This window comes from Roseateles sp., from assembly GCF_047654805.1.
GTDB lineage: Bacteria > Pseudomonadota > Gammaproteobacteria > Burkholderiales > Burkholderiaceae_C > Pelomonas.
On sequence record NZ_JASGIV010000001.1, the window covers coordinates 702,136 to 722,621 of the forward strand.

A 20,486-nucleotide genomic window follows, 5' to 3' on the forward strand; every position below is an offset into this window, starting at 1 on the left:
CAAGGCGCGGGTGGCAAACGAGCGCTGGTTGGTGATGCTCACGTTCAGCGGCGTGCGCGGCGCCAACGATAGCCCCTTGGGCAGCGACAGCCGGCGCTTGCCGGTGCTTTCATCCAACGGCAGCAGCACGCTGCGCGCCGCCCGCAGCATGGTCGGCAAGGCCTGCACCAGCTTCACGGACTGGCGCACCGTGTTGCTGAGGGCGGCACCGGCCAGTTCAGCCATGCCCAGCTGTTAGCGGTGGGTCTGGCGGCGCGGGCGCGGCGGCTTCACCACCCGCGGCGTGGCCGTCAGGTCCAGCAGAGCCGTGGCCAGAGCCACGCCAGCCTGGCTGTCCACAGCGGCGTGATGCACCTTGGTGTAGACGGCCACCTGGCCGCTGGCCAGGCCTTCGATCACAACCATCTCCCACAGCGGCCGGCTGCGGTCCAGCAGCGGCGAGTGCAGGCGGCCCACCAGGCGTTCCAGTTGCTCACGTGTGCCGGGGCGCGGCACGATGATGTGGCGCACGTGGTGGTCGATGTCCACGTCCTCGTCGTCCACCCACACCGGGTTGCTCAACTCGAAGGGCATCAGGGCCAGCTTGCGCTGGAACACCCGCGCCAGATGCAGGCGCTTGGCCACGTGCCGCTTGACTCCTTCGTAGAAGTCACCGGTGTGGCCCTCGGGCAGGTCCATCACCAGCAGGCTGCCCACGTGCATGGGCATTTCAGGTGTCTCCAGGTGCAGGAAGGAAGCATCCATTCCGCTCAGGTGGTTCATGTGCGTCTCCTTGTGTGGCCCGCGGTGCCGGTCACTGCGCGTTGCGCGCGGCCGCTTCCTGGTCGACCAGGTCCCTCTTGGACAGCTTGCCGACGGGCGTCTTGGGCAGGCTGTCGCGGATCTCCAATGCCTGCACCATCTCGTGCTTGCCGATACGCCCGGCCAGGAAGGCCTGCAGTTCCTTCAGCGTGAACACCGCGGCGCCCGGCTTCAGGGCCACGAAGGCCTTGGGCGACTGGCCACGGTATTCGTCGGGGATGCCGATGACGCAGGCTTCCAGGACCGCAGGGTGCTCATAGAGGGCTTCCTCGATAACGCGCGGGTAGACGTTGAAGCCGCCGCACAGCAGCATGTCCTTGGTGCGGTCGACGATGCTGAAGTAGCCGTCTTCGTCCATGCGCGCGACGTCGCCGCTGCGAAAGAAGCCATCGGCTGTGAAGGCCGACCGGTTGGCCTCGGGCGCATTCCAGTAGCCCTTCGTCACGTTCGGGCCGGTAATGCACAACTCCCCCGGCTCACCCATGGGCACTTCGCGCGCGGAGTCGTCCAGGGCGCGCAGCGACAGTGTCACGCCGGGCACCGGCATGCCGCACGATCCGGCCTTTCGCAGCCCATGCACCGGCGTGAAGGTGCCGGCGGGCGCGGTTTCGGTCATGCCCCAGCCCTCGTTGAGGGGGCAGCCGGTCAGGGCCTGGAAGCGCTGCGCCACCTCGACGGGCAGCGGCGCTCCGCCGGAGCCGCAGTACTTCAACGAGTGCAAGTCCATCTGACTGGCCTTGGGGTGCTGGGCCACCGCCGAGTACATCGTTGGCACGCCGGGGAAGACGCTGATGCGTTTGTCCTGCAGGTCGGCCATGACCGCGTCCACGTCGAAGCGCACGTGCAACACCATCTGCGCTCCGATGCGCACCCCCAGCAGCAGGCAGACGCTGAGTGCATAGATGTGGAACAGCGGCAGCACCACCAGCATGCGCTCCTGGCCTTCGGCCAGCACCGGCGGCGTGCCCTGCGTGGTGATGAAGAATTGCTCGGCCACCGCGGAGAGGTTGGCGTGCGTGAGCATCGCCCCCTTGGCCAGGCCGGTGGTACCGCCGGTGTACTGCAGCACGGCCAAGGCATCCGCCGGGTTCGCGATCGGGTGCGTCACCAGCGCCGCGGCGTTGTCAAGCAGGCCCATGAAGCTCACGTGGCGCTCGTCGGCCGGCACGGCAGCCAGCTGCCCAGCCTTGCTCAACTGGGCCCGCGTGGCTTCGCGTGTCGCGCCGAGGTCACTCATGCTGCCTACCACCAGCTTCTTCAGCCGCGACGCACCCAGCAGGCGGCTCATCTGCGGGTACAGCGTGGTCAGGTCCAGCGTGAAGAGAATGTCGGTGCGGCTGTCCTCCACCTTGTGCGCCAGCACCCGCTCAGCGTCCAGCGGCAAGTAGTTGACCACCGTGCCACCGGCGGTCAGTACGGCGAAAAACGCGATCGCGTAGTGCGGTGTATTTGGCAGGTACAGCCCGACGTGCACGCCTGGGCCCACGCCGAATTGCTGCAGGCCCGCTGCCAGTCGATCAACCAGATGGCCAAAATGGCGGTAGTCGATGACCTCGCCCATGAAGTCGAGCGCCGGTCGATCCGGCCAACGGCGCACGGCGTCGCGCAGCAGTCCATCCGCCGGCGTAGCGGGCAGCGGCGCATCCCACCGCATGCCGGGCGGGTAGTGGCGGGGCCATCGGTGGGACAAGGCGGGTGCGTCGTTCATGGCGCGGTCTTGTGGCCGTTGCAGCCACGGGGGAGCGAGGACCCGATCAGCATAGGGGCGAGCATCGAGCCAGATTGTCTGGCGCAGGACACTTGTTCCACACAACCATCCGGGCTAACCCCGAGGTCGAGGCCGCGGAGCGCAGATGACCATCGCGATCACGAACGCTCAATCTATGTTCCGCACTTTGTTTCTCTCGTAAGCGTGGCCTGACGGCCCTCTTGACGGAAGCGCGGTAGCTCAGATGTCTAGCACGTGGCGCAGCAGCCCAAAGCCCACGCGCCACTTGGTGCCGTCGCCCGGATCGATGCTGGCGGTGCGCTCGTTGATGCGCACGATGGTGCCCACCACGGTGTTGAGGTACTTGTCCTCGAAGGCGACCTTCTCGCCGCAGCGGAAGTCGTTGCGCGTCGGTCGAGGTGCTGCGGGCGCTGGTGCGGCGTCGGCTTGCCGCGCTGCCGCGTTGGGCGCCGGCGGCTCGATGGCCGCATAGGGCAGCTTCCACTCGCGACGCTCGCGCAGGTCCTGCAACGTGACCTGGGTGTCGCGCAGGGCCACGACCTTGCCTTCACGCAGACTGCCGTCGCGCCAGTCGAGGAAGCGCACGGTCTGGCCCAAGTGCATGTCCTTGCGGACCGCGATGATGCGTCGCGGGTCGGCCAGCAGTCGCTCGATCAGTGTGCTGAGCTGGAACAGCTCCAGGCTGCTGGCCTGGTGAAGGACATCAAGCAGGCGTGGATCGATGCTCGGCCCGCTCATGCCGCCGCGCGCACTTCTGCGCCGGTGCGCGGGCTGTCGATGTTCCAGGGCAGCAACTCGTCGATGCGGTTCACCGGATGGTCGGCGATGCGCTGCAGCACCTCGCGCAGATAGGCCTCGGGGTCGAGTCCGTTGAGCTTGGCGGTCTCAATCAGGCTGTACATCGACGCCGCCCGCTCGCCGCCCGCGTTCGAGCCCATGAACAGGTAGTTGCCGCGCCCGAGCGCCACGCCGCGCAGCGCGCGCTCGGCAGCCGAGTTGTCGATCTCGATGCGACCGTCGTCCACGTCGCGCGTCAACGCCCTCCAGCGCGCCAGGCTGTAGCGGGCCGCCTTGGCCAACTCCGACTTCGTCGACACCTGAGTCAGCATCCCCTGCAGCCAGCGATGGAACGTCTCGAGCAGGGGGCCGGCCCGCGCCTGCCGCTGCTGGCGTCGTACCTCCGGGGCATGACCTCGGAGGTCAGCCTCCACCGCGTAGAGTGCCTGGATGTGGCGCAGCGCCTGCGCCGCAAGGCCCGTGTCGTCACGGCACTGCTCATACAGATCCCACCACGGTCGCCGCGCGTGAGCCCAGCAGGCCGCTTCGACCACGTGGCCGCCGTCATAGAGGGCATTCCAGCCGCCGTAGGCATCGGCCTGCAGGATGCCGCGGAAGTCGCGCAGGTGGCGCTGCGGGTGTTCGCCCTTGCGGTCGGCCGAGTAGCGGAACCAGACGGCCGGCGGCGCGCTGTCGCCCGCGGGCCGGTCGTCGCGCACATAAACCCACAGCCTGCCGGTGCGTGTCTTGCCTTCGCCAGGCGCCAGCACCTTGACCGGCGTGTCGTCGGCGTGCACCTTGGCCGCGTGCAGCACGTGCCGGCCCAGCGCGGCAACGAGGGGATCGAACAAGGAGTGGACCTGCTCCACCCAGCCGGCCATCGTGCTGGGGTCGATCTCGACGCCCTCGCGGGCGTAGATGCGGCTCTGGCGGTGCAGGGGCGCGTGATCGCAGTATTTGGACACCGTCACATGGGCCAGCAGCGCCGGGCCGGCGAGGCCTCGCGCAATCGGCCGGCTCGGTGCACAGGCCTGAAAGATGGCCTCGCACTGCGTGCACGCCAACTTGGGCCTCACGGTGCGGATGACCTTGAAGCGCGCCGGCACGTACTCCAGGTACTCCGAGACGTCGGCGCCAATGCTGCGCAGCCGGCCACCGCAGGCGGTGCAGCCACAGGACTGGCCCGCGACGTCGTGATGCGCCGGGCTGGTGGCGGGGCGAACTTCGCGCTGTTCGCGAGGCAGGTGGTCTGGCAGGCTGCGGTCGATGCTGCCCGCGTTGGCGGCTGGCACCGTGGTCTTGCGCACCGGGAGCTGCTCCAGCGCGATCGGCTCGATGAGGCTGGCCTGGAGATCGAAGCGCTCGCTGGAGACTCCGAACTCCGCACGCACGCGTCGCGCCAGTTGCAGCTTGAGCTTGTCGACCATCAGCTTGAGTCGTTGCACCTCGTTGGCGCTGGCGCGCAGTTGCTGCTTGAGCAGTTGCGCGTCGTCGGGCAGTTGGCTGATCGGGTCGATGTCCTGCGGCACGAACCTCAGTGTGCAACGGGCTCAGCGTGTTGGCATCGGGATCACTCCCGAGAAGGCATCGGCTATGCAGCCAGTTGAGGTGAGCTCGTGCGCATCGGCATGCGCCAATCGATGCCTTCGAGCAGCATCGACAGTTGTGCGGCGCTCAGGGCCACGCGGCCATCGACGGCCTGGGGCCAGACGAAGCGGCCGCGCTCCAGGCGCTTGGCCAGCAGCATCAAGCCCTGGCCGTCGAACCACAGCACCTTGACGATGTCGCCGCGCCGACCGCGGAAGACGAACACGTGGCCGTCGAAGGGGTTCTCGGCCAGCGCCGTCTGGACCACGGCGGCCAGGCCGTCGAAGCCCTTGCGCATGTCGGTGTGGCCCGCCACGAGCCACACCCGCGTGTTTGCCGGCAGGCCAATCATGCGCGCAGCATGCCCAGCACCAGGCGCAGCTGTGCTGAGTCCACTTGGCCTTGCACGCGAAGGATGGCTCCGCTGATCTCAATCTCGAGCGTCCCGGTGGCGCGCGACACCGACTCGGGCGGCGCTTGGGTAGTTGCGGCCTCGGACACGATCGTCACCGGCAGCAACACAGGTGCGCCGGACTGCCAGTGCCCCAGCTTCATCCAGTGCCGCAACTGATTGGCATTGACGCCGTGCCGCAACGCCAGTGCAGCCACCGATACGCCAGGCTTGTTGGCCTGTTCGACCAGCCAAGCCTTGAACGCCGAGGTGTACAGCCGTTTGCCATTGCGCATGACCCGCTCGACCATCGGGCCTGACCACTCAGGGGTGTGTCCATTGTTCTGCATATGGACACATGCTGGCCTGGCCCCATTACGGCTTCAAGAGGGCCTTGAGGCCACGCTTACTTTCTCTCCCGATGGTTGATACGCCCAACGCCGCGTCCCTCCGCACCTGGATGCAGGGGGACAAGTGGTTCCGAAACTGCGACAGGGCCATGCAGGACGCTCTGCTGGCCCACGGCCGCCACCGCAGCCTGGCGCCGAGTGAGCGCCTGTTCGCCCAGGGCGAACCAGGGGGCGGGCTGTTCTGCGTGATGTCGGGCTCGCTGACCGTGCAGTCGGTCGACGCTGAAGGCCAGATGCCGGTGCTGGTGGTGCTCACGCCCTTTCACTGGTTCGGCGAGCTCTCGTTCACGGATGGGCTGCCACGCTCACACGACGCAGTGGCAGACGTGCCCTCGCAAGTCTTCAGTGTGCCGCGCGAGCCCTTGCTGGCTTGGCTGGAAGGCCATCCACGGCATTGGCGAGACATCGCGCTGTTGGCGGTGGGCAAGCTGCGCACCGCCTACAAGGTGATGGACGAAGAAATGCGCCGACCGCTGACGCAGCGCATCGCGCGGCGCCTGTGGCTGGCCTTTCACGGCTGGGGTTGGCGCCAGGACAACCCGGTGCGCTCAGTACTGTGGTCTCAGGACCAGTTGGCCCGCATGCTGGGCAACGGCCGGTCCAGCGTGAACAGGTCCTTGCGGGAACTGGAAAGCGGTGGAGCGGTCCGGCTGCGCTACGGCGCGATCGAGGTGCTGGACTCCGCGCTACTGCGTCTGGCTTGTGATGGCATGCTGGATCCGCTTGTGGCGCCCACCTTGACCTGCTCGGGAATTCCGAGACAGTAATTCCTAGAAGACGGCGGGTTGCCGCGCCCTCCAGCCTGGCAAGGCGTCGGTACAGCGGGCGCTCGTGCCACTCCTCTTCGATGGCCGGATAGCTCAGGATTCAGCACAGCTGCAGGCAGTGGATGCGCTGCATCGTCTCGTTGGGGAACGGCGGCCGGCCATCCAACGCCTGATGCGCACCATGGGCATGAGGCTGGATCAGCACCACTGACCTAAGTTCGCCGAACTAGCGCCAACAGGAGCCGGCTTAGTCTTCCCTTTCCAGCCGTGTATGGCGGGAACATCAGCTTGAGCGCCGACCACGGCCCAGCATTAAGTACAGAGCGTTCGTGAGAGAACGCCCTAAACCCATAAAAGCCATGCGCATTGCCGATGCCGGAATTGTTTACCCCGCCGAACGGCAGGTTGCTATGCGCGTACTGCAGCAGGCACAGGTTGACGCACAGACTTCCTGAACTGGTCTCAACACGAACCCGCTCGGTCACGCTGCTATCGCGAGACCAAAGGTATAGCGCCAAGGGTTTGGGGGCAGCGTTGATCCGGGCGATGACCTCGTCCAAACGACCAAAGCCCATCACCGGCAACACGGGGCCGAAGATTTCCTCACTACTGAGCCTCGCGTCATCCGGTACATCACACAAAAGCGTGGGGGCGATCCAACGGCTGTCGGCATCGTGTGCACCTCCAGCCATCACCTGCGAGCCTCGATCGACGGCGTCGTCCAGTAAGTCAGCCACACGTTTGGCGTGACGGCTGTGGATCATGCGCCCAAGGTCCGGACTGGCGGATGGGTCGCTGCCAAACCGCTCAGTCAGCACCGCGCAGCACAAGCTCACGAACCGGTCTTTCACGTCCCTGTGCACGTAGACATGGTCCGGCGCAATGCAAGTCTGTCCAGCGTTGACGAACTTGCCCCACATCAGGTGCTCAGCGGCGTCCTTCAAATTCGCACTGGCGTCGATAATCACGGGTGACTTTCCACCCAGTTCCAACGTCACTGAGGCCAAATGCTTCGCTGCCGCCGCCATCACGGCGCGGCCTACCGCTGGCGACCCGGTGAAGAACACATGATCGAACGGCAACGACAAAAGGTGTTGAGCCGTCGCTACCCCCCCCTGCACGAGTACCACGTCTTGCGGATTGAATACCTCAGCCACCAGCTCGGCGATCACGGCGTTGACAGTCGGCGTGAACTCCGACGGCTTCAGGATCGCGGTGTTGCCAGCCGCAACCGCCGACACCAGAGGGCCTAGCAGCGTGGAAAGCGGGTAGTTCCATGGCCCGATGATCAGGCACCGCCCCCGCGGCTGATAGACGATGCGTGCCCTGGTCCCCAGAGTCATGAGCGTGGGGGCCACGCGCTGCTGCCGCATCCAGCGCTTCAGGTGCCTCTGTGCATGGCGTATGTCGTCGACCACAGGCACCAACTCAGTCAGTTCAGCCTCAACTGCCGGCTTGCGCAGATCGTGCGCGAAAGCCGCCAGCAGAGCTTCGCGTCGCGCCAGCAGTCCATCAAGCAGCCGCGAGAGTCGCGCTCGACGCTCGGATGCCGACGAGCTTCGCAGAGCCTGCACTCTGCCGGCCTGCTGCTCGAACAGTGCATCGATGGCTTCGGCAGGTGTATCTGGAGCTTGGAGCCTGGGCATACTGCTCAGAACTTTCTCGAGACACTCGCAACCAGGATCGCGTTATCTGTCGCACGCAGCCGGTCTCCGTCCTGGACGAGGTAGAGCTCTCGGGCCCTGGTATGGGTAGCCAGCCATTCGGCCGTGAACTCCATACCCCAGTGTTTGTGCACGACGCCGACCGACCAATCCGTGAAATTGGCCTCTCGAAAATTCGGAACCCGTTGATAGCCTGCATGCACGTTCAGCGACGTGCTCGGGTTGAGCGCCAGCTTGTAGTTCACGTCGGTCAAAACAGTGCCGCGGGAACCGCGATCACCCCGCGCAAAACACGCCAGACCGACGGTCGGATCCGGGTTGAGTTGAATCAGCGTGCCGCAAATGCCTCCAGTATCGATGCCGCGGTACGACTTTGAAGTCACGTACAGCACGCGGGCGTCAAGTGCGCCGTAGCCCGCCTCCAGGACTGCAAACCTACTGTCGAACTTGGTGCGGCGGACGTCGGCTGGCACGCCCGCCTCCATGTCTATGGCGTGCGGGGCCTCGAAGCTGGCACCAGGGAACAGTTCCGTCGCGGCACCAACACCAAAGTGCCACGCGTCTGGGTCGCCAAAACGATAACCCAGCCCCAACGCCGCGCTGTAGCCGTTGCCGGAGAGGAACTGCTTCTTGCTCACCGTGGCGAACTCCAAGTAGCCGACTATCCCGCTCTCATGCGCCACCTGCGCCGTCAGGCGAGCGCCCGGCCCCCTCAAAGAATCAGAGATGCCGCGGTTGCGGATGTCGGTCTGCAACTTGACCTCGGCGTCCAGCGCATAGCTGGCAGTGTCGGCGGCCCTGACAGGCGCTCCCACTGTGAGCGCGACCATCACCAGCATGCTGAAGTTGAGAACAGATTTCATGGTGTCTCCTGGGTTGCGTTGGGTTGGTGAGGTCATGGCTTCTTGCACTGCGGCGATGTCGGTAGATCAGCCACACGCGTCATTTGCTCGGTCTGCCCAAGGATCTCGGCACCGACGAAGGCTCGAAGATGCAGAACGCCCTGTTTGACGCGTAGTACGCCCTTGTATTTCTTGTTGTCGCGCGGGTCGAACAGCCAGCCATCGCGCCATGCTTCGTTCTCGTACCGATCCAGTTGCGCGACTTGCAGGCCGCAGTTGTCCTTCGGCCCGCCAGCGTCTTTATCCCAGACGATCGTGCCGCACAAGGCGCTTGGCCTGGCCTCACAGGCCTTGAACTCCAGTACACCGTCCTTCTCTGCTGTGAGCCAAAGTCCCTTGGCGTCATCAGGACTGGCGGCAATCGCCGGGACGTAGATCACGGAAATAAGTACCGCCAACGCGGCGGCGTATCGAGGTCTGAACATGGTGCCCCTCCTGGAGGTCATTACGAACGCTTGAAGTCACCCACTTGCTGTAGGCGCGAGACTGATGAGTCGCGAAGGAATGCCTCCCCCGTATAAGGACTCACCCTGATCGGCGTTTTTCGCCGTGTTCCTACAATTTGGCTGCGGCGCATTCCCGTGTGAACCGCACTATTCAAGTGCATTTGCAGGGCTCCACTTTGCTTGCGCCTATCCCCCACACTACCGTCCGAGTAGCAGCGCTCTTTGGACTTGCCGCACTGGTTTTCGCCGCAGGCGCCGACTTCGAAGTGCTGCTTCGCCACGTCGGCATCGACGAAGGGCTCCTGCAAGATCCCGAGCACCGCATCACCTTCCGACAATTCGTGCAGGTGTTGGACGCGGCGGCGGCGTTGACGGGAGATGACTGCCTGGGCTTGCACCTCGGAACTGCACAATCTTTTCAGGTCGCGGGGGTGTTGGGTTACGCCGTGCAGGCTTCGTCTGACGTGCGGAGCCAGCTTGCTCTTGCGGCCCGCTACATGGCGCTGCATCAGGATGGAGCCACGTTCGAGTTGGAGGTCGAAGGCGATATCGCGTTGTTGCGGTATGTGGTCAACGATGCGCATGTCACGCGGCATCGCCACGATGCAGAGGCTACGTTGGCGCTGGGGATCAACCAATGGCGATCCCAGACAGGGCAGCCATATTGGGCGCCGAGCAGCGTGCATTTCGAGCATCCCGCGCCCCCCTCCGAAGCAGAGCAGGAGCTGCGCCGTTTCTTCCGCTGTCCGGTCCACTTTGGGGAGTCCTTCGACGGGATGCGCTTTCCGGCGGCTTTTCTGGAAACCCCGATTCACAGTGCCGACCCGGCGCTCCATCAGATACTGACCCGGTATGCCGATGAGTGCCTGACGCGCCACAACGTGCCGAAGACGTTCGCAGCTCAGGCGCGGCGCCTGATCACCGGCGGCCTCGGCAACGGGCACGCCACCATCGATGATGTGGCTCGCAAGCTGGCAATGCCCACACGGACTCTCCAACGCCGCCTCGCCGAGGAAGGGCTTCAGTTCGGCGAGCTGGTTGACCACACTCGCCGTGAGCTGGCCGCGCAGTATCTTGGCGATCGGCGCCTCAGCCTCACCGACGCTGCCTTCCTTCTCGGCTACTCGGACCTCACTGCGTTTCATAGAGCATTCCGTCGCTGGTTCAATCAGACGCCGCTGGAGTACCGGCGGCAGCTAATCCCGGGAGAGACCTAGTTCTTCAGGTCGTTGAGGATGTAGTTCGCCACCGCTTTGAGGACGTCAGCGCCCAGGTAGTCCTGATTGGGCATTTCAGCGAAGTCCTTGCGCTTGCGCGTCGGGTTTGCGGCGAACTTCGCCAGCCCCTCCGGGTTGCCCTGGTACAGCGCCTTGACCGCCAGCATGGAGGGCCCATGCAGTTGCGTGTTGTAGGCATGGCAGCCGGTGCAAACCGCCAGATAGGTCAGGCGCCCCTTCTGTTCCAAGGTGAGCGCCGGGCTCTGTACCGGCTCAGGCAGCATCGCCGTCTTGATGGCGGAAGTTGTGCGACCAGGCTCACAGGTTTTCCAACGCTTGGTACCGATCGAGGTGATCGATTCCGGATAGGTGATGCAGCTGTCCCGCTCCTTGCCGGTAGCCACCAGATCGGCGCGCCTGACGCCGGCAGCTTTGAGCAAGTCGTTGAATCCTGGTGCCGGCTTGTTGCCGTTGTCGGCGAAGTGGTTGTCAAGAATGGCGAGATTGGCGGGGAACGGATCAACTTTGGGGTCGTTGGCCATGCCGAAGGTGGCGTGGTCTGTGGTCAACACGGCGGTGGAGCGGTTGCCGGTGATGATGTTGCCTTCCAACGCGGTGTCCTTCACGGCCACCAGAACCACACCTGTGCCCGAGGGCGTGTTGGCAGCGGCTGAACTTGGCGGCGCGAAGTTCTTGCCGTTGTTGTTGATGATGAAGTTGTTGCGCACCCAGGTGCGAGCCGCGTCCTTCACCGGCAGGCCGGGGATAAGCGTAATCGTCATCCCGGAGGCGTTGTCGTGGGTGTAATTGCCCTCGATCAATACATCGCGGCTGTTCTCGGCCTCGATGCCGATCACGTTGCCCCAAGCCTCGTTGGCGATGATGTCGGCATTGTCGGACATGCCCACGTAGATACCCGCATCTTCGACACGGGTGATGCGGTTTCGAGCGATGAGGCCGTTCTTGCCGAACTGCGGGAAGATGCCGTAGAAACCACCGTCGACGTAGTTGTCGAGAATCTTGTAGTTGTTGGCGCCTTGGGTCATGATCCCATTGCCCTTGTAGCCCTTGACCCATAACTTCTGGATCGTGACCCTATGGCCTGACGCCAGGATGCCGTCATTGAGCTTGCCGCCGCCATCCATCACGGGCCACTGCCCGTTGACCACCACGCCCTGAAGCGTGATGTTCTCCTTGTCAATGAATACGGTTTCACGGTAGACGCCGGGCATGACACGGATCGTGTCGCCGGGTTTGGCCTGGATCACGGCCGCCTGAACGCTGGTGCCAGGTTGGACGGTCAGGACCGCAGCCTGAGCCGATAGAGTGAGGGGAAGGGTGAGACTTGCCAGAGCGCGCAAGGTGAGTGTGGTGTGCATGGGCGGTGCCTCGAGATGGTGATTCAATCGTTGGACTTGCCGGTCAGCGGATCGACGCCGCCGTGGCCAGAGATCGCGGGAGGTTGCCGTGTCTTCAGCTCCGGAAACTCCTTGAGTAGCACCGCCCGCTTTTCAGCCAATCGTTCAGACATCGCGTCATCACCTGCACGCTGCGCCAGGCCGGTGCCGGCGCGCAACTCGTCGGCAAACGACTGACGCTCAATGGCTTCGGGCTGAAGCGGCAACATCTTGGCCAGGACTTCGAGCGCTTCAGCTTTGCGGCCCAATGCCACCAACGACTCTGCGTACCAGCGTTGGAAGACGATGCTCTTGCGATTCACTGCCAGGGCGCGTCCCAGGTGCACCGCTGCCTGATCCATATCCCCGCCCGCGGTCTCGGGTAGTTGGTAGTACAGCCGCCCCAACATCATTTCGCCCACGCCGTCCAGCAGCTTGGGGTTCTTCTCAAGCAAGGCCGCCAGTGGTTTGAATGCACCCGCGGCCTGCCGGTAAGCCACATCTGGCTGCACCAAAGAGGACGACACGGACACCAAGTCGAACGCGATGCGCAAGCCGGCAATCGACGGCACGGCTTGGGCCGACTTTGCAAGTCGACCTGACAGGACTTTGCCCTGCTGGATGCCCAGCGCCCAGCGTGCCTTCAGGTCGACGAAAGCGTCGCCCCCTTGATAGGTCTGAGTATCGAGCTGCATTTGGATCTGCTCGAGCAGGTTGATGTGCGCATCCAGTGCCAGCATCTGCATGTCTACGTCGGCCGGCTTGCGGCTTGCCACGGCGTAGCTCAGCGCTGCAGCACAGGTCAGCTGTGGCAGGCTGTGGCGCTGGACCGTGGCCTCCGTGAACGCAGCCTCGAACGCTTCCGGCGTTTTCGGCTGGTGGCAGCCGGCGGTGATGGACGGGGGGGCGGCGACGGCTGGCACGGCAGCTGCGATGGCGGCGCTGACCAGCCACCGAAGCAGGGCGGGACGTTTCATTTTCGATCTCCTGGAAAGATGACGGGCATGCCGGACGGCACAGTTGTCGGCACAGCGGGAAGCATCGATTCATCCTCGAGCGCGCCGAGGAAGGCCACGATCGCCTTCACGTCCGCCGGATCGAGCTGGGGCTTGAGCATGTGCACGTGCCAGTGGATGGCCTGTCGCTCACCCGCAGGCAGCGCGTGGCCCCGGCGTGCGTTGTAGAAGGAGACCGCCTCATCCAGGCTTTTCAACTGGCCGGCATGGAAGTAGCGCGGACCTGTACGTGTGACGTTACGCAGCGTCGGTACCTTGAAGGCACCGCGCAGCAACGGGTCCTCGCTGAAGGCGCCCGCCCCCACATCGACGATATGTCCGGGGCTCGGTGGGGAACCAATAACGGCCAATTGGAAATTGGTGAATAGCGGCGGGGTATGGCACTGCGTGCAACGGGCAACAAAGCCGCGGAACACGTTCAGGCCCCGAACCTCCTGCGGGCTCATCGCCGACGCGTCACCGTGGACGTAGCGGTCGTAGCGGCTGTTCAGCGAGATCAACGTGCTTTGAAAAGCAGCCAGTGAAGTCTCGATCTCGGGGAGCGCGATGGGAGCCTCAGCGGCTCGACCAAAGGCCTGCGCGAAGAGGCGCCGGTATTCGGCGCTAGCGTTCATCCGAGCCAACAGGCCTTCGTGGGTGTTGCCCATCTCGTTGGCGCTGAACAGCGGGCCTTCTGCCTGAGCTTCCAAGGTGGTGGCACGGCCATCCCAAAACAGCCGATCAGCGAATCCGACATTCCAGAGCGTGGGAGTTCGCCTCGTGAGCGCGGCACCGCCGAAACCCGAGGCCGTGGCACGGCCGTCACTCAGACCGCGCGAGGGTTGGTGACAACTGGCGCACGAACTACGCCCGTCGGCCGACAGCAAGCGATCAAAGAAGAGATGACGGCCGAGATCGATCTGGCCTGGCGTGAAGCCCTGGCGCACTGGCGGCAGCGCTGTACGCGCGCCGCCGTGTCCGTCTATGCGCGCATAGGTGTCGTAAAGGGTACGTAGCGCGCAAGTGCCGTCGACCAAACGCTCGAAGCTGGGTGGGCACTGCGTCGACAGCTCGACAGCGCGCGTCGAAGCCGTCCCGGCCAAAGCCAGACTCGCCCAGAGGGCAAGGCAATGCAGAGCGGTGCTTCTTGCGTTCATGACGGACGCAATGTAGACACGCACCCTCTTCGGGTATTGGCACTTCGCGCCAAGCCCTTGACAGCACTCATCCGGAGGAACCCGAAGGAATATCAGCTGTCAATGCACTGGCGCTTGTTGTCAAAGCCAAGGAATGTCGGCTCAGTAAGCTGCTGCCGTGCAATGACCAGTGCGTGGAAGGAGCCCCTTAGGTGAAATCGACTCTCAGAAGGATGACCATTGCAGCAGCTTTCGCCGTTTCATGGTCTGGTGCCTTTGCTTCCGACGGAGCTGCCCTGTTCAAGGCCCGCTGCGTGGCCTGCCATGGGACCAACGGCGCCGGCAACCAGGCGCTGCAGGCGCCGCGCCTGGCCGGGCAAGACGAGGACTATCTCCGGCGCCAGCTGCAGAACTTTCGTGCCGGACGGCGTGGCGATGCAGGGGCCGGGGCAACGATGAGGGCCATCGCGCAGTCGCTGTCTACCGACGCTGACGCAGCTGTGGTGGCCAAGTACATTGCCGGTTTGAGGGCTGCTGCAGTGCCATCGACGAGCCAACCGACTTCAGCAACCATGAACCTCGGCAAGTCGTATTTCGCGATCTGCGTGGCCTGCCATGGCAGTCAGGCCGAAGGCAACACGGCGCTGCAAGCGCCGCGACTGAATCAGCTTCCAGCGTGGTACCTCACGGCCCAGCTGCAGTCATATCGGAACGGCACTCGGGGCAACCATGTAGAGGACCGTCTGGGTCAGCAGATGCGGCAAGTCGCGGTCGAAGCACTGCCGGACGAGGAGGCCGTAAACGCCGTCGTGGCGTTCATTGCCGCGCAGGGTGCGGCCACGTCGCTGAGTCAGCCTCACCGAACCCGTTGAGCACGCGCAAGAGCATTGAAGGCCTCTACACGGATCCGCAATGCCGGGTAATCGTCGCCGACATTCAGCCCAGAGCAAACTCATTTGGAGTGAGCGAGACTGACGGGCTCTGCAGGCAACGGGGCCAGCGGTAGGAGGTCTCTGGTAGGTACGTTCTTGCCGGGCGCTACCCTCACGGCTCGGGCGTCGCCGGCTCATTGTTCAGGGCACGATGAAAGCCGCCGGACCGCCCAATCGGTCCAGCCGAGCGATAGGACAGATCTAGAGAAGGCGAGCATGGAGTTCGACTACGTGGTGATCGGGGCTGGCTCGGCTGGATGCGCTGTAGCCAGCCGCCTGAGCGAAGACCCGGACGTGAGCGTGGCGCTGCTTGAGACCGGCGGCCCCGATGACAGCGCGCTGATCCGCGCTCCGATGGGATTCGCCGTCAGCGCGGCACTCGGTCGGCACGTGGTGACCTATGGCACCGTGCCGCAGTTGCAATTGAACGGCCGGCGTGGCTACCAACCGCGTGGCCACGTACTGGGCGGTAGCAGTGCCATCAACGCCATGGTGTATCGCCGCGGGCATCGCACTGACTTCGATGGTTGGGCTGCTCTGGCTGATCTGGGCTGGGACTACGCCAGCGTGCTGCCCTACTTCAAGAAGGCCGAAAACAGCGAGTGTTTCGGCGCCAATGAGTACCATGGCATCGGCGGGCCGCTGACAGTGAGCTTTCTGCGCAACCCGTTTCCATCCACGCAAGCGTTCCTGCAGGCCTGCGAGCAGCAGGGGCTGACGCGGACGCCGAACGCCCCTCACGGGCGCATGGGTAGACCATGTACCCCACCACCTGGTGCACCAACATCTCGTATGCAAATCTCTCCAACGCCACCTGGACCGTTCAACGCCCGGCTGTTTCCGTGCCTCAGCGTGCACTGCAGCGGATCGCTGCAGACGTTGGCCGAGTACGGCTGAAGTCGCAGAACGCTCTGCTGCCATCTTGCGCTGCTCATCGCGCAGCAACGCCCCCAGGATCGTGCACTGGCGGCGCAGTACGCGCTTGAGGCGCTTGATCTGCTTGGCGTTGGCATAGGCGGCCGCCCGCCGGCGCAGCACCTGGCCCTCACGGGCATGTGTCAACTAGAGATTGAGGCCCGCACGCTGCGCTAGTTGCGCAATATTCTCGCGTGTCACCTCCGGCACCCGGCACCCGGCACCCGGCACCCGGCACCCGGCACCCGGCTGTCGGTCGGGGGCGCGATGGCCTTCTCCTGAACGACGCCGTCCACGATCACGCGCTCGAACTCCGCTGGCTGATCGCCATCATGTCCATGGCTGCCTTGATGGTCGTCTTGATCAATTGCTCGACGCCTGCTTCGCCAGTCATGTGACGGAAGCGCCCAATCTTCGTAGCGTCGCAGGGCAGCTGCGGCTCGAAGTACACCTGCCCGCTGAAGAACTGGAAGGACACACCCTGGGCCCAGCGCTCGACCATGGACTCGTCCCTCTCGCCGTAGGCGTGCATCAAGTACAGCGGCGCCAGCATCAGTCGGATCGGCAGGCGCTGGCAGTCGCGCTTGCTCATGCCTGCACCGGCCACCGACCGCGTCGGGCCGAACAGGTCGGCGTCCTCGACCAGGCGGCCAGCGCGATCCTTGTAAGCGAACAGCGGTGCCAGAGACGCCTCGATTTGTGCCCGCGGCATGCGCGTGGCCAGCACTGTCAGCTCATGTCGATCATCTGCTCAAGTCGCACGCAGAAGAAGTCGTCGGTGACCATTGGCGATGGCCTCCACACTCCTAGGAACCGCGTGTCATCGCAACGCGAACCTGGCGTTCGACCTGGCGGCAGGTCAGACCTGCAAAGCCCGCGTTCATGCGGGTTCGCGGGGTTTGGCAGGACCGACGAGTTAGTCACCGCCGCTGCATTCAATTCGCGGAATCTGAGCCAACCAACTAGGTGCACATCTACCAACCTAGCACGCCTAACTGGCAAACTCACTTCAAGGCCCTGGGATTTCGCGCGTTTCAGGCGATCCGCAGCACGTAGGCCGGCAGCGTGGCGATGCCGTCGGCGGGCAGCCGCACCTCCAGGCCGTCGTCGCGCTGCTGGAAGCGTAGCGCCTCGGCGCCGCCGACCAGGTCCACGCGCTGCACCGGCCGGTGCTGGCCGCGCGCCAGGCTGCGGATCAGCGCCTTGCCACCCTCCGATGCCACGAAGCCGCTGGCGTAGACGACATCGCCGCGCGCGGTGAAGCGGAAGTCCGCGGCGCCGAAGGCCGCGCCCTTGCCTTCGTTGAAACCCTGGGCCGTCAGCGGTGCCTGCTTGTCCAGCGACGGGCCTTCGCCGAACACACGCCAGGGACGCGTGCCGTAGATGCTCTCGCCGTGGCGCTGCATCCAGACGCCGATCTCCTCGACCACCCGGCGCTCCACGTCGTCGATACGGCCATCGCCCTTGACCGGCACGTTCAGCAGCAGGTTGCCGTTCTTGCTGACCACGTCGATCAGCATGCGGATCACCGTCTCGGCGGACTTGTAGCCCTTGCGCTCCAGTACGCGCCGGTCGTAGTGCCAGGCACCCAGGCAGGTGCAGGTCTGCCAGGGCAGGGGCTCGATCCTGTCGCTCTGGCCGCGCTCGATGTCCCACACCATGGTGCGGCGCTGCTGCTCGTCCAGGATCTTGCCGAACAGCACGGCCTGGGTTCGGCCAGACGCGTCGAGGTGCTGGTTGTAGAGGTGGGCGGCGATGTCCAGGCCCACGGTGCTGATCGGCCACAACGGCAGCGCGGTGTCGTCGAAATAGACCAGCTCGGGGCGGTGCTGGTCCAGCAGGTCCAGCGTGCGGGCCAGGAAGTTGCGGATGTAGGCCTCGCTGGGCTTGCTGGCGCCTTCGCCCCAGTCCCACTGCTTGTGGATGGCCTTGGGGTCGTCGGCGTGGGTGCTGAGCGGGTGGTCCTGCGCGTAAAGCTCCTGCGGGTCCAGCCCCTCCCACCACTGGCCGCGGCCGTCGGCCTTGCGCAGCCGGCCGTCGTAGGGCACGCCGGCCTTGGCGCCGGTCTTGTCGGCGAGCTGGGCCGGTTCGTACCAGGTCCAGGCATGCGCGGCATGCACGCTCACACCCAGCGGCAGGCCCTGCGCGCGCGCGGCGCCGGCCCAGCGCTTGATGATGTCCTGCTTCGGGCCGATGCGCGTCGAGTTCCACGCATGGCGGCGGCTGGCGTACAGGTCGAAGTTGTCATGGTGGTTGGCCATCGCCATGAAGTAGCGCGCGCCGGCCCGCTTGTAGAGCGACAGCAGCTCCTCAGGCTCCCAGCGCTCGGCCTTCCAGTCGCGAATGACCTCCTTGAAGCCGTAGACCGACGGATGGCCGTAGGTGGCCACGTGGTGACGGTACTTGGCGCTGCCCTCGATGTACATCTCGCGCGCGTACCAATCGCCCATCTCGGGCTGGCACTGCGGCCCCCAGTGCGCCCAGATGCCGAACTTGGCATCGCGGAACCAGTCCGGCGTCTGGTAGCTGGCAAGCGAGTCCCAGCTGGGTTTGAAGCCGGCACCTTGGGTAGGCTGGGCGGTGGCGGCATGCAAGCTGCCTGCGGCGCTCAGCGACGCGAGGCTGCCGAGCTGTTGGAGAAGATGACGTCGTTTCATGAAATGCCTCAGCAAAAAGTTTTTGTCGGCACAGTGTGTCGTTTGTGTTATCTCCAGATCTGGAGATACGTATGACTACGGTTCGAAACCGAGTGGCGTTTCGATGCGCCAAGCGTCACGGCGGCACGCCGAGGTTAATCTGTGAATTGCGTAACCTACCTGCTAATTCGCGCGGAATCGTGATAATCGTGCCATGGCGAACTCGAAGCGGCGTGCCTTCATCGGGTAAGCTGATTTGGGAGGTCACGTCTTCCCAATTGATTAAATCCTTTGAGCGGAGTGCGCCGTAGAACTGTCGTTGGTAGGCATCAAAATACACTACCGCGTACTCGCCGATTTGTATTGCAGTCGGCCCTTCCACCCACAAGCCACCTGGTGTCATCGGTTTGCCTAGTCTGCCGATTGCGCCCTGGATGCTGTCAACCTCCGCAAACTGCAGGTACTTTTTTGGCGGGTTAACAGTCTCATCTTTTGCGAACCAGTACTGTCTGCCGTTGAACCTAAGGAGGGTTGCGTCGATCACCGAAAATCCGGGGTCATAGAATAGTCTTGTCTTGCCGAAATGTTGAAAATCCTTGGTCGTCGTCGAGTAAATCCGATGATTGTAGTTTTTTTCTGATGTGCCGGCGGTGTTTTCAAATTTTCCTGGCACCGTTGATGCCCAGTGAATCAGGAATTCATCGGCTTTCTCGTCAAAGATGATTTCAGGCGCCCACGCGTTCAGGACATTTGGTTCGTGTGCCATAACAGGGATTTCTCGCTGATCTGTCCAGTTAAGCAAGTCTCTTGATGACGAGTAACCGATTCCTGATGCATTCCAACCGGTCGTCCATACCATGTGGAAGGTTCCGTCCTTGCCAAGTATGATATTTGGGTCTCGTATGAGACGCTCTTTGCCTACCTTCGGAACCAGTACTGTTCGTCCGCTGTTGACCTTCTCCCATCGATACCCATCATTGCTTACTGCTAAATGCAGCCCATCTGCACCGTTCTTCACAAAATGAACGAACAAATAGGAGGATCTGGTGGCGTCATCATCATGTTTGAGTGTTGTGCACCCAGTAATGAATATGCCGAAGAGCACTGCTATATATAGAAAAGTGTTGCGGCTCACGAGGTGTATTCAAGCATGTGGAAAGTCGTACGACGGATGGCTGTCATCGGCAGAGATGTGGCGTTGCCTGGATTGTAGGCATGCTAGACCTATGCGCTGATGTTTTAAACATTTTCATCCGCCCAGTCTCGTGTTTGTGAGCTTGCGAACGCGGCCGAACGGTTCAAGCAAGATGAATGCGCACCCTCAGAAGTTTAGGGTTGCAATGCAGTCACTAGGTATCGCGTATTTTCTGGCAGGTATACGGTTTGAAGATGAATCAAAACCTTGCCGCGCTGCTGCGCTGAGCGAAGAGCTAAACGGGGGGGGCTTGAGGCGCTTGACCATTCGCCGCTTGAACCGCGCTTGTCCAGTCTCTGGTGTTGCGCTGCGGATTACCCACAACTGCAATACGCGGTAAGGCTTATGGCGGCGAGCGGTGCCGACGATGTCGATGTAGGCCGCCGAGAAGGCGGCTAAGAAGAAGCCACAGTTGTGCAACCACCCAGGCGGGGCGTTCATCACATGACGAGGGTGGAATATGACGCCACGCATCGCGACCACAACGGATTGCGCGAAAATGTCCACGGTGCCGTATGTCCGGGCGGAGTGGGTCCAGTTTCTGGGGTGTCGACGCCGTCAGATGAGTCGTTGGTGGCTGCTTCGTTAG

18 protein-coding genes and 2 pseudogenes are annotated in these 20,486 nt (G+C 63.7%); 5 read left to right on the forward strand and 15 right to left on the reverse strand.

The features are described from left to right. From QM732_RS03110 to tnpA, 6 genes and pseudogenes are all read right to left on the reverse strand, one after another. Nucleotides 1-762, reverse strand: a pseudogene (locus QM732_RS03110) (wax ester/triacylglycerol synthase domain-containing protein); the annotation flags it as partial. A 31-nt stretch (nt 763-793) separates the two neighbouring features. Further along, entirely contained in the window at nt 794-2,509 is a 1,716-nt protein-coding gene (locus tag QM732_RS03115; protein ID WP_415654743.1) for a long-chain-fatty-acid--CoA ligase, read from the reverse strand. 240 nt (nt 2,510-2,749) lie between these two features. Next, complete coding sequence (locus tag QM732_RS03120; protein WP_415654744.1) at nt 2,750-3,268, reverse strand: hypothetical protein; 519 nt, start codon at nt 3,266-3,268, stop codon at nt 2,750-2,752. Beyond that, entirely contained in the window at nt 3,265-4,836 is a 1,572-nt protein-coding gene (gene tnpC, locus QM732_RS03125; protein ID WP_415654745.1) for an IS66 family transposase, read from the reverse strand. Before tnpC ends, QM732_RS03120 begins: the two co-directional genes overlap by 4 nt. 62 nt (nt 4,837-4,898) lie before the next feature. Continuing rightward, on the reverse strand, nt 4,899-5,246 hold the full coding sequence (tnpB, locus tag QM732_RS03130; RefSeq protein WP_415654746.1) for an IS66 family insertion sequence element accessory protein TnpB: 348 nt from the start codon (nt 5,244-5,246) through the stop codon (nt 4,899-4,901). After that, nucleotides 5,243-5,635, reverse strand: a complete 393-nt coding sequence (gene tnpA / locus QM732_RS03135) for an IS66-like element accessory protein TnpA (protein ID WP_415654747.1) — start codon at nt 5,633-5,635, stop codon at nt 5,243-5,245. The genes tnpB and tnpA overlap by 4 nt, the downstream gene beginning before the upstream one ends. 149 nt (nt 5,636-5,784) lie before the next feature. Here tnpA and QM732_RS03140 point away from each other — a divergent pair, with 149 nt between their 5' ends. Further along, nucleotides 5,785-6,462, forward strand: a complete 678-nt coding sequence (locus QM732_RS03140) for a Crp/Fnr family transcriptional regulator (RefSeq protein ID WP_415654748.1) — start codon at nt 5,785-5,787, stop codon at nt 6,460-6,462. Nucleotides 6,463-6,674: 212 nt separating this feature from the next. Here QM732_RS03140 and QM732_RS03145 read toward each other — a convergent pair whose 3' ends face one another. Genes QM732_RS03145 through QM732_RS03155 form a run of 3 tightly spaced genes read right to left on the reverse strand, consistent with a single transcriptional unit; the run spans nt 6,675 to nt 9,453 of the window. Then, a complete protein-coding gene (locus QM732_RS03145) occupies nt 6,675-8,108 on the reverse strand; it encodes an aldehyde dehydrogenase family protein (protein ID WP_415654749.1) in 1,434 nt (477 codons plus the stop codon). Nucleotides 8,109-8,113: 5 nt separating this feature from the next. Next, nucleotides 8,114-8,989: a TorF family putative porin gene (locus QM732_RS03150; RefSeq protein WP_415654750.1), complete on the reverse strand. Its 876-nt coding sequence runs from the start codon at nt 8,987-8,989 to the stop codon at nt 8,114-8,116. Nucleotides 8,990-9,021: 32 nt separating this feature from the next. Beyond that, nucleotides 9,022-9,453 carry a DUF2147 domain-containing protein gene (locus QM732_RS03155; protein ID WP_415654751.1) on the reverse strand — a complete coding sequence of 144 codons (432 nt, stop codon included), beginning with the start codon at nt 9,451-9,453 and terminating at the stop codon, nt 9,022-9,024. Nucleotides 9,454-9,611: 158 nt separating this feature from the next. Here QM732_RS03155 and QM732_RS03160 point away from each other — a divergent pair, with 158 nt between their 5' ends. Beyond that, nucleotides 9,612-10,691, forward strand: a complete 1,080-nt coding sequence (locus QM732_RS03160) for an AraC family transcriptional regulator (RefSeq protein WP_415654752.1) — start codon at nt 9,612-9,614, stop codon at nt 10,689-10,691. Here QM732_RS03160 and QM732_RS03165 read toward each other — a convergent pair. The 3 genes from QM732_RS03165 to QM732_RS03175 are packed head-to-tail and all read right to left on the reverse strand — an operon-like array spanning nt 10,688 to nt 14,240. Then, nucleotides 10,688-12,070: a parallel beta-helix domain-containing protein gene (locus QM732_RS03165; protein WP_415654753.1), complete on the reverse strand. Its 1,383-nt coding sequence runs from the start codon at nt 12,068-12,070 to the stop codon at nt 10,688-10,690. The genes QM732_RS03160 and QM732_RS03165 overlap by 4 nt on opposite strands. A 23-nt stretch (nt 12,071-12,093) precedes the next feature. Further along, nucleotides 12,094-13,011 (reverse strand): tetratricopeptide repeat protein, encoded by a 918-nt coding sequence (locus tag QM732_RS03170; protein WP_415654754.1) that lies wholly within the window; start codon nt 13,009-13,011, stop codon nt 12,094-12,096. A 50-nt stretch (nt 13,012-13,061) separates the two neighbouring features. Further along, complete coding sequence (locus QM732_RS03175) at nt 13,062-14,240, reverse strand: cytochrome-c peroxidase (protein ID WP_415654755.1); 1,179 nt, start codon at nt 14,238-14,240, stop codon at nt 13,062-13,064. Between the two features lie 212 nt (nt 14,241-14,452). On the opposite strand from QM732_RS03175, the pseudogene QM732_RS03180 reads away from it, so the two are divergent. From QM732_RS03180 to QM732_RS03190, 3 genes and pseudogenes are all read left to right on the forward strand, one after another. Then, nucleotides 14,453-14,734, forward strand: a pseudogene (locus QM732_RS03180) (c-type cytochrome); the annotation flags it as partial. A gap of 57 nt (nt 14,735-14,791) precedes the next feature. Continuing rightward, the gene (locus tag QM732_RS03185) at nt 14,792-15,091 is read left to right on the forward strand and encodes a c-type cytochrome (protein WP_415659331.1); all 300 of its coding nucleotides are present in this window, start codon (nt 14,792-14,794) and stop codon (nt 15,089-15,091) included. A 276-nt stretch (nt 15,092-15,367) separates the two neighbouring features. Next, a complete protein-coding gene (locus QM732_RS03190) occupies nt 15,368-16,048 on the forward strand; it encodes a GMC family oxidoreductase (protein WP_415654756.1) in 681 nt (226 codons plus the stop codon). A 316-nt stretch (nt 16,049-16,364) separates the two neighbouring features. Here QM732_RS03190 and QM732_RS03195 read toward each other — a convergent pair whose 3' ends face one another. The 3 genes from QM732_RS03195 to QM732_RS03205 all read right to left on the reverse strand — a co-directional run bounded on the left by QM732_RS03195 (nt 16,365) and on the right by QM732_RS03205 (nt 19,837). Next, entirely contained in the window at nt 16,365-16,778 is a 414-nt protein-coding gene (locus QM732_RS03195) for a transposase (RefSeq protein ID WP_415654757.1), read from the reverse strand. 322 nt (nt 16,779-17,100) lie between these two features. Further along, entirely contained in the window at nt 17,101-18,723 is a 1,623-nt protein-coding gene (locus QM732_RS03200; RefSeq protein WP_415654758.1) for an alpha-L-fucosidase, read from the reverse strand. A gap of 115 nt (nt 18,724-18,838) precedes the next feature. Further along, complete coding sequence (locus tag QM732_RS03205) at nt 18,839-19,837, reverse strand: glycoside hydrolase family 43 protein (protein ID WP_415654759.1); 999 nt, start codon at nt 19,835-19,837, stop codon at nt 18,839-18,841. Nucleotides 19,838-20,486 lie beyond the last annotated feature (649 nt).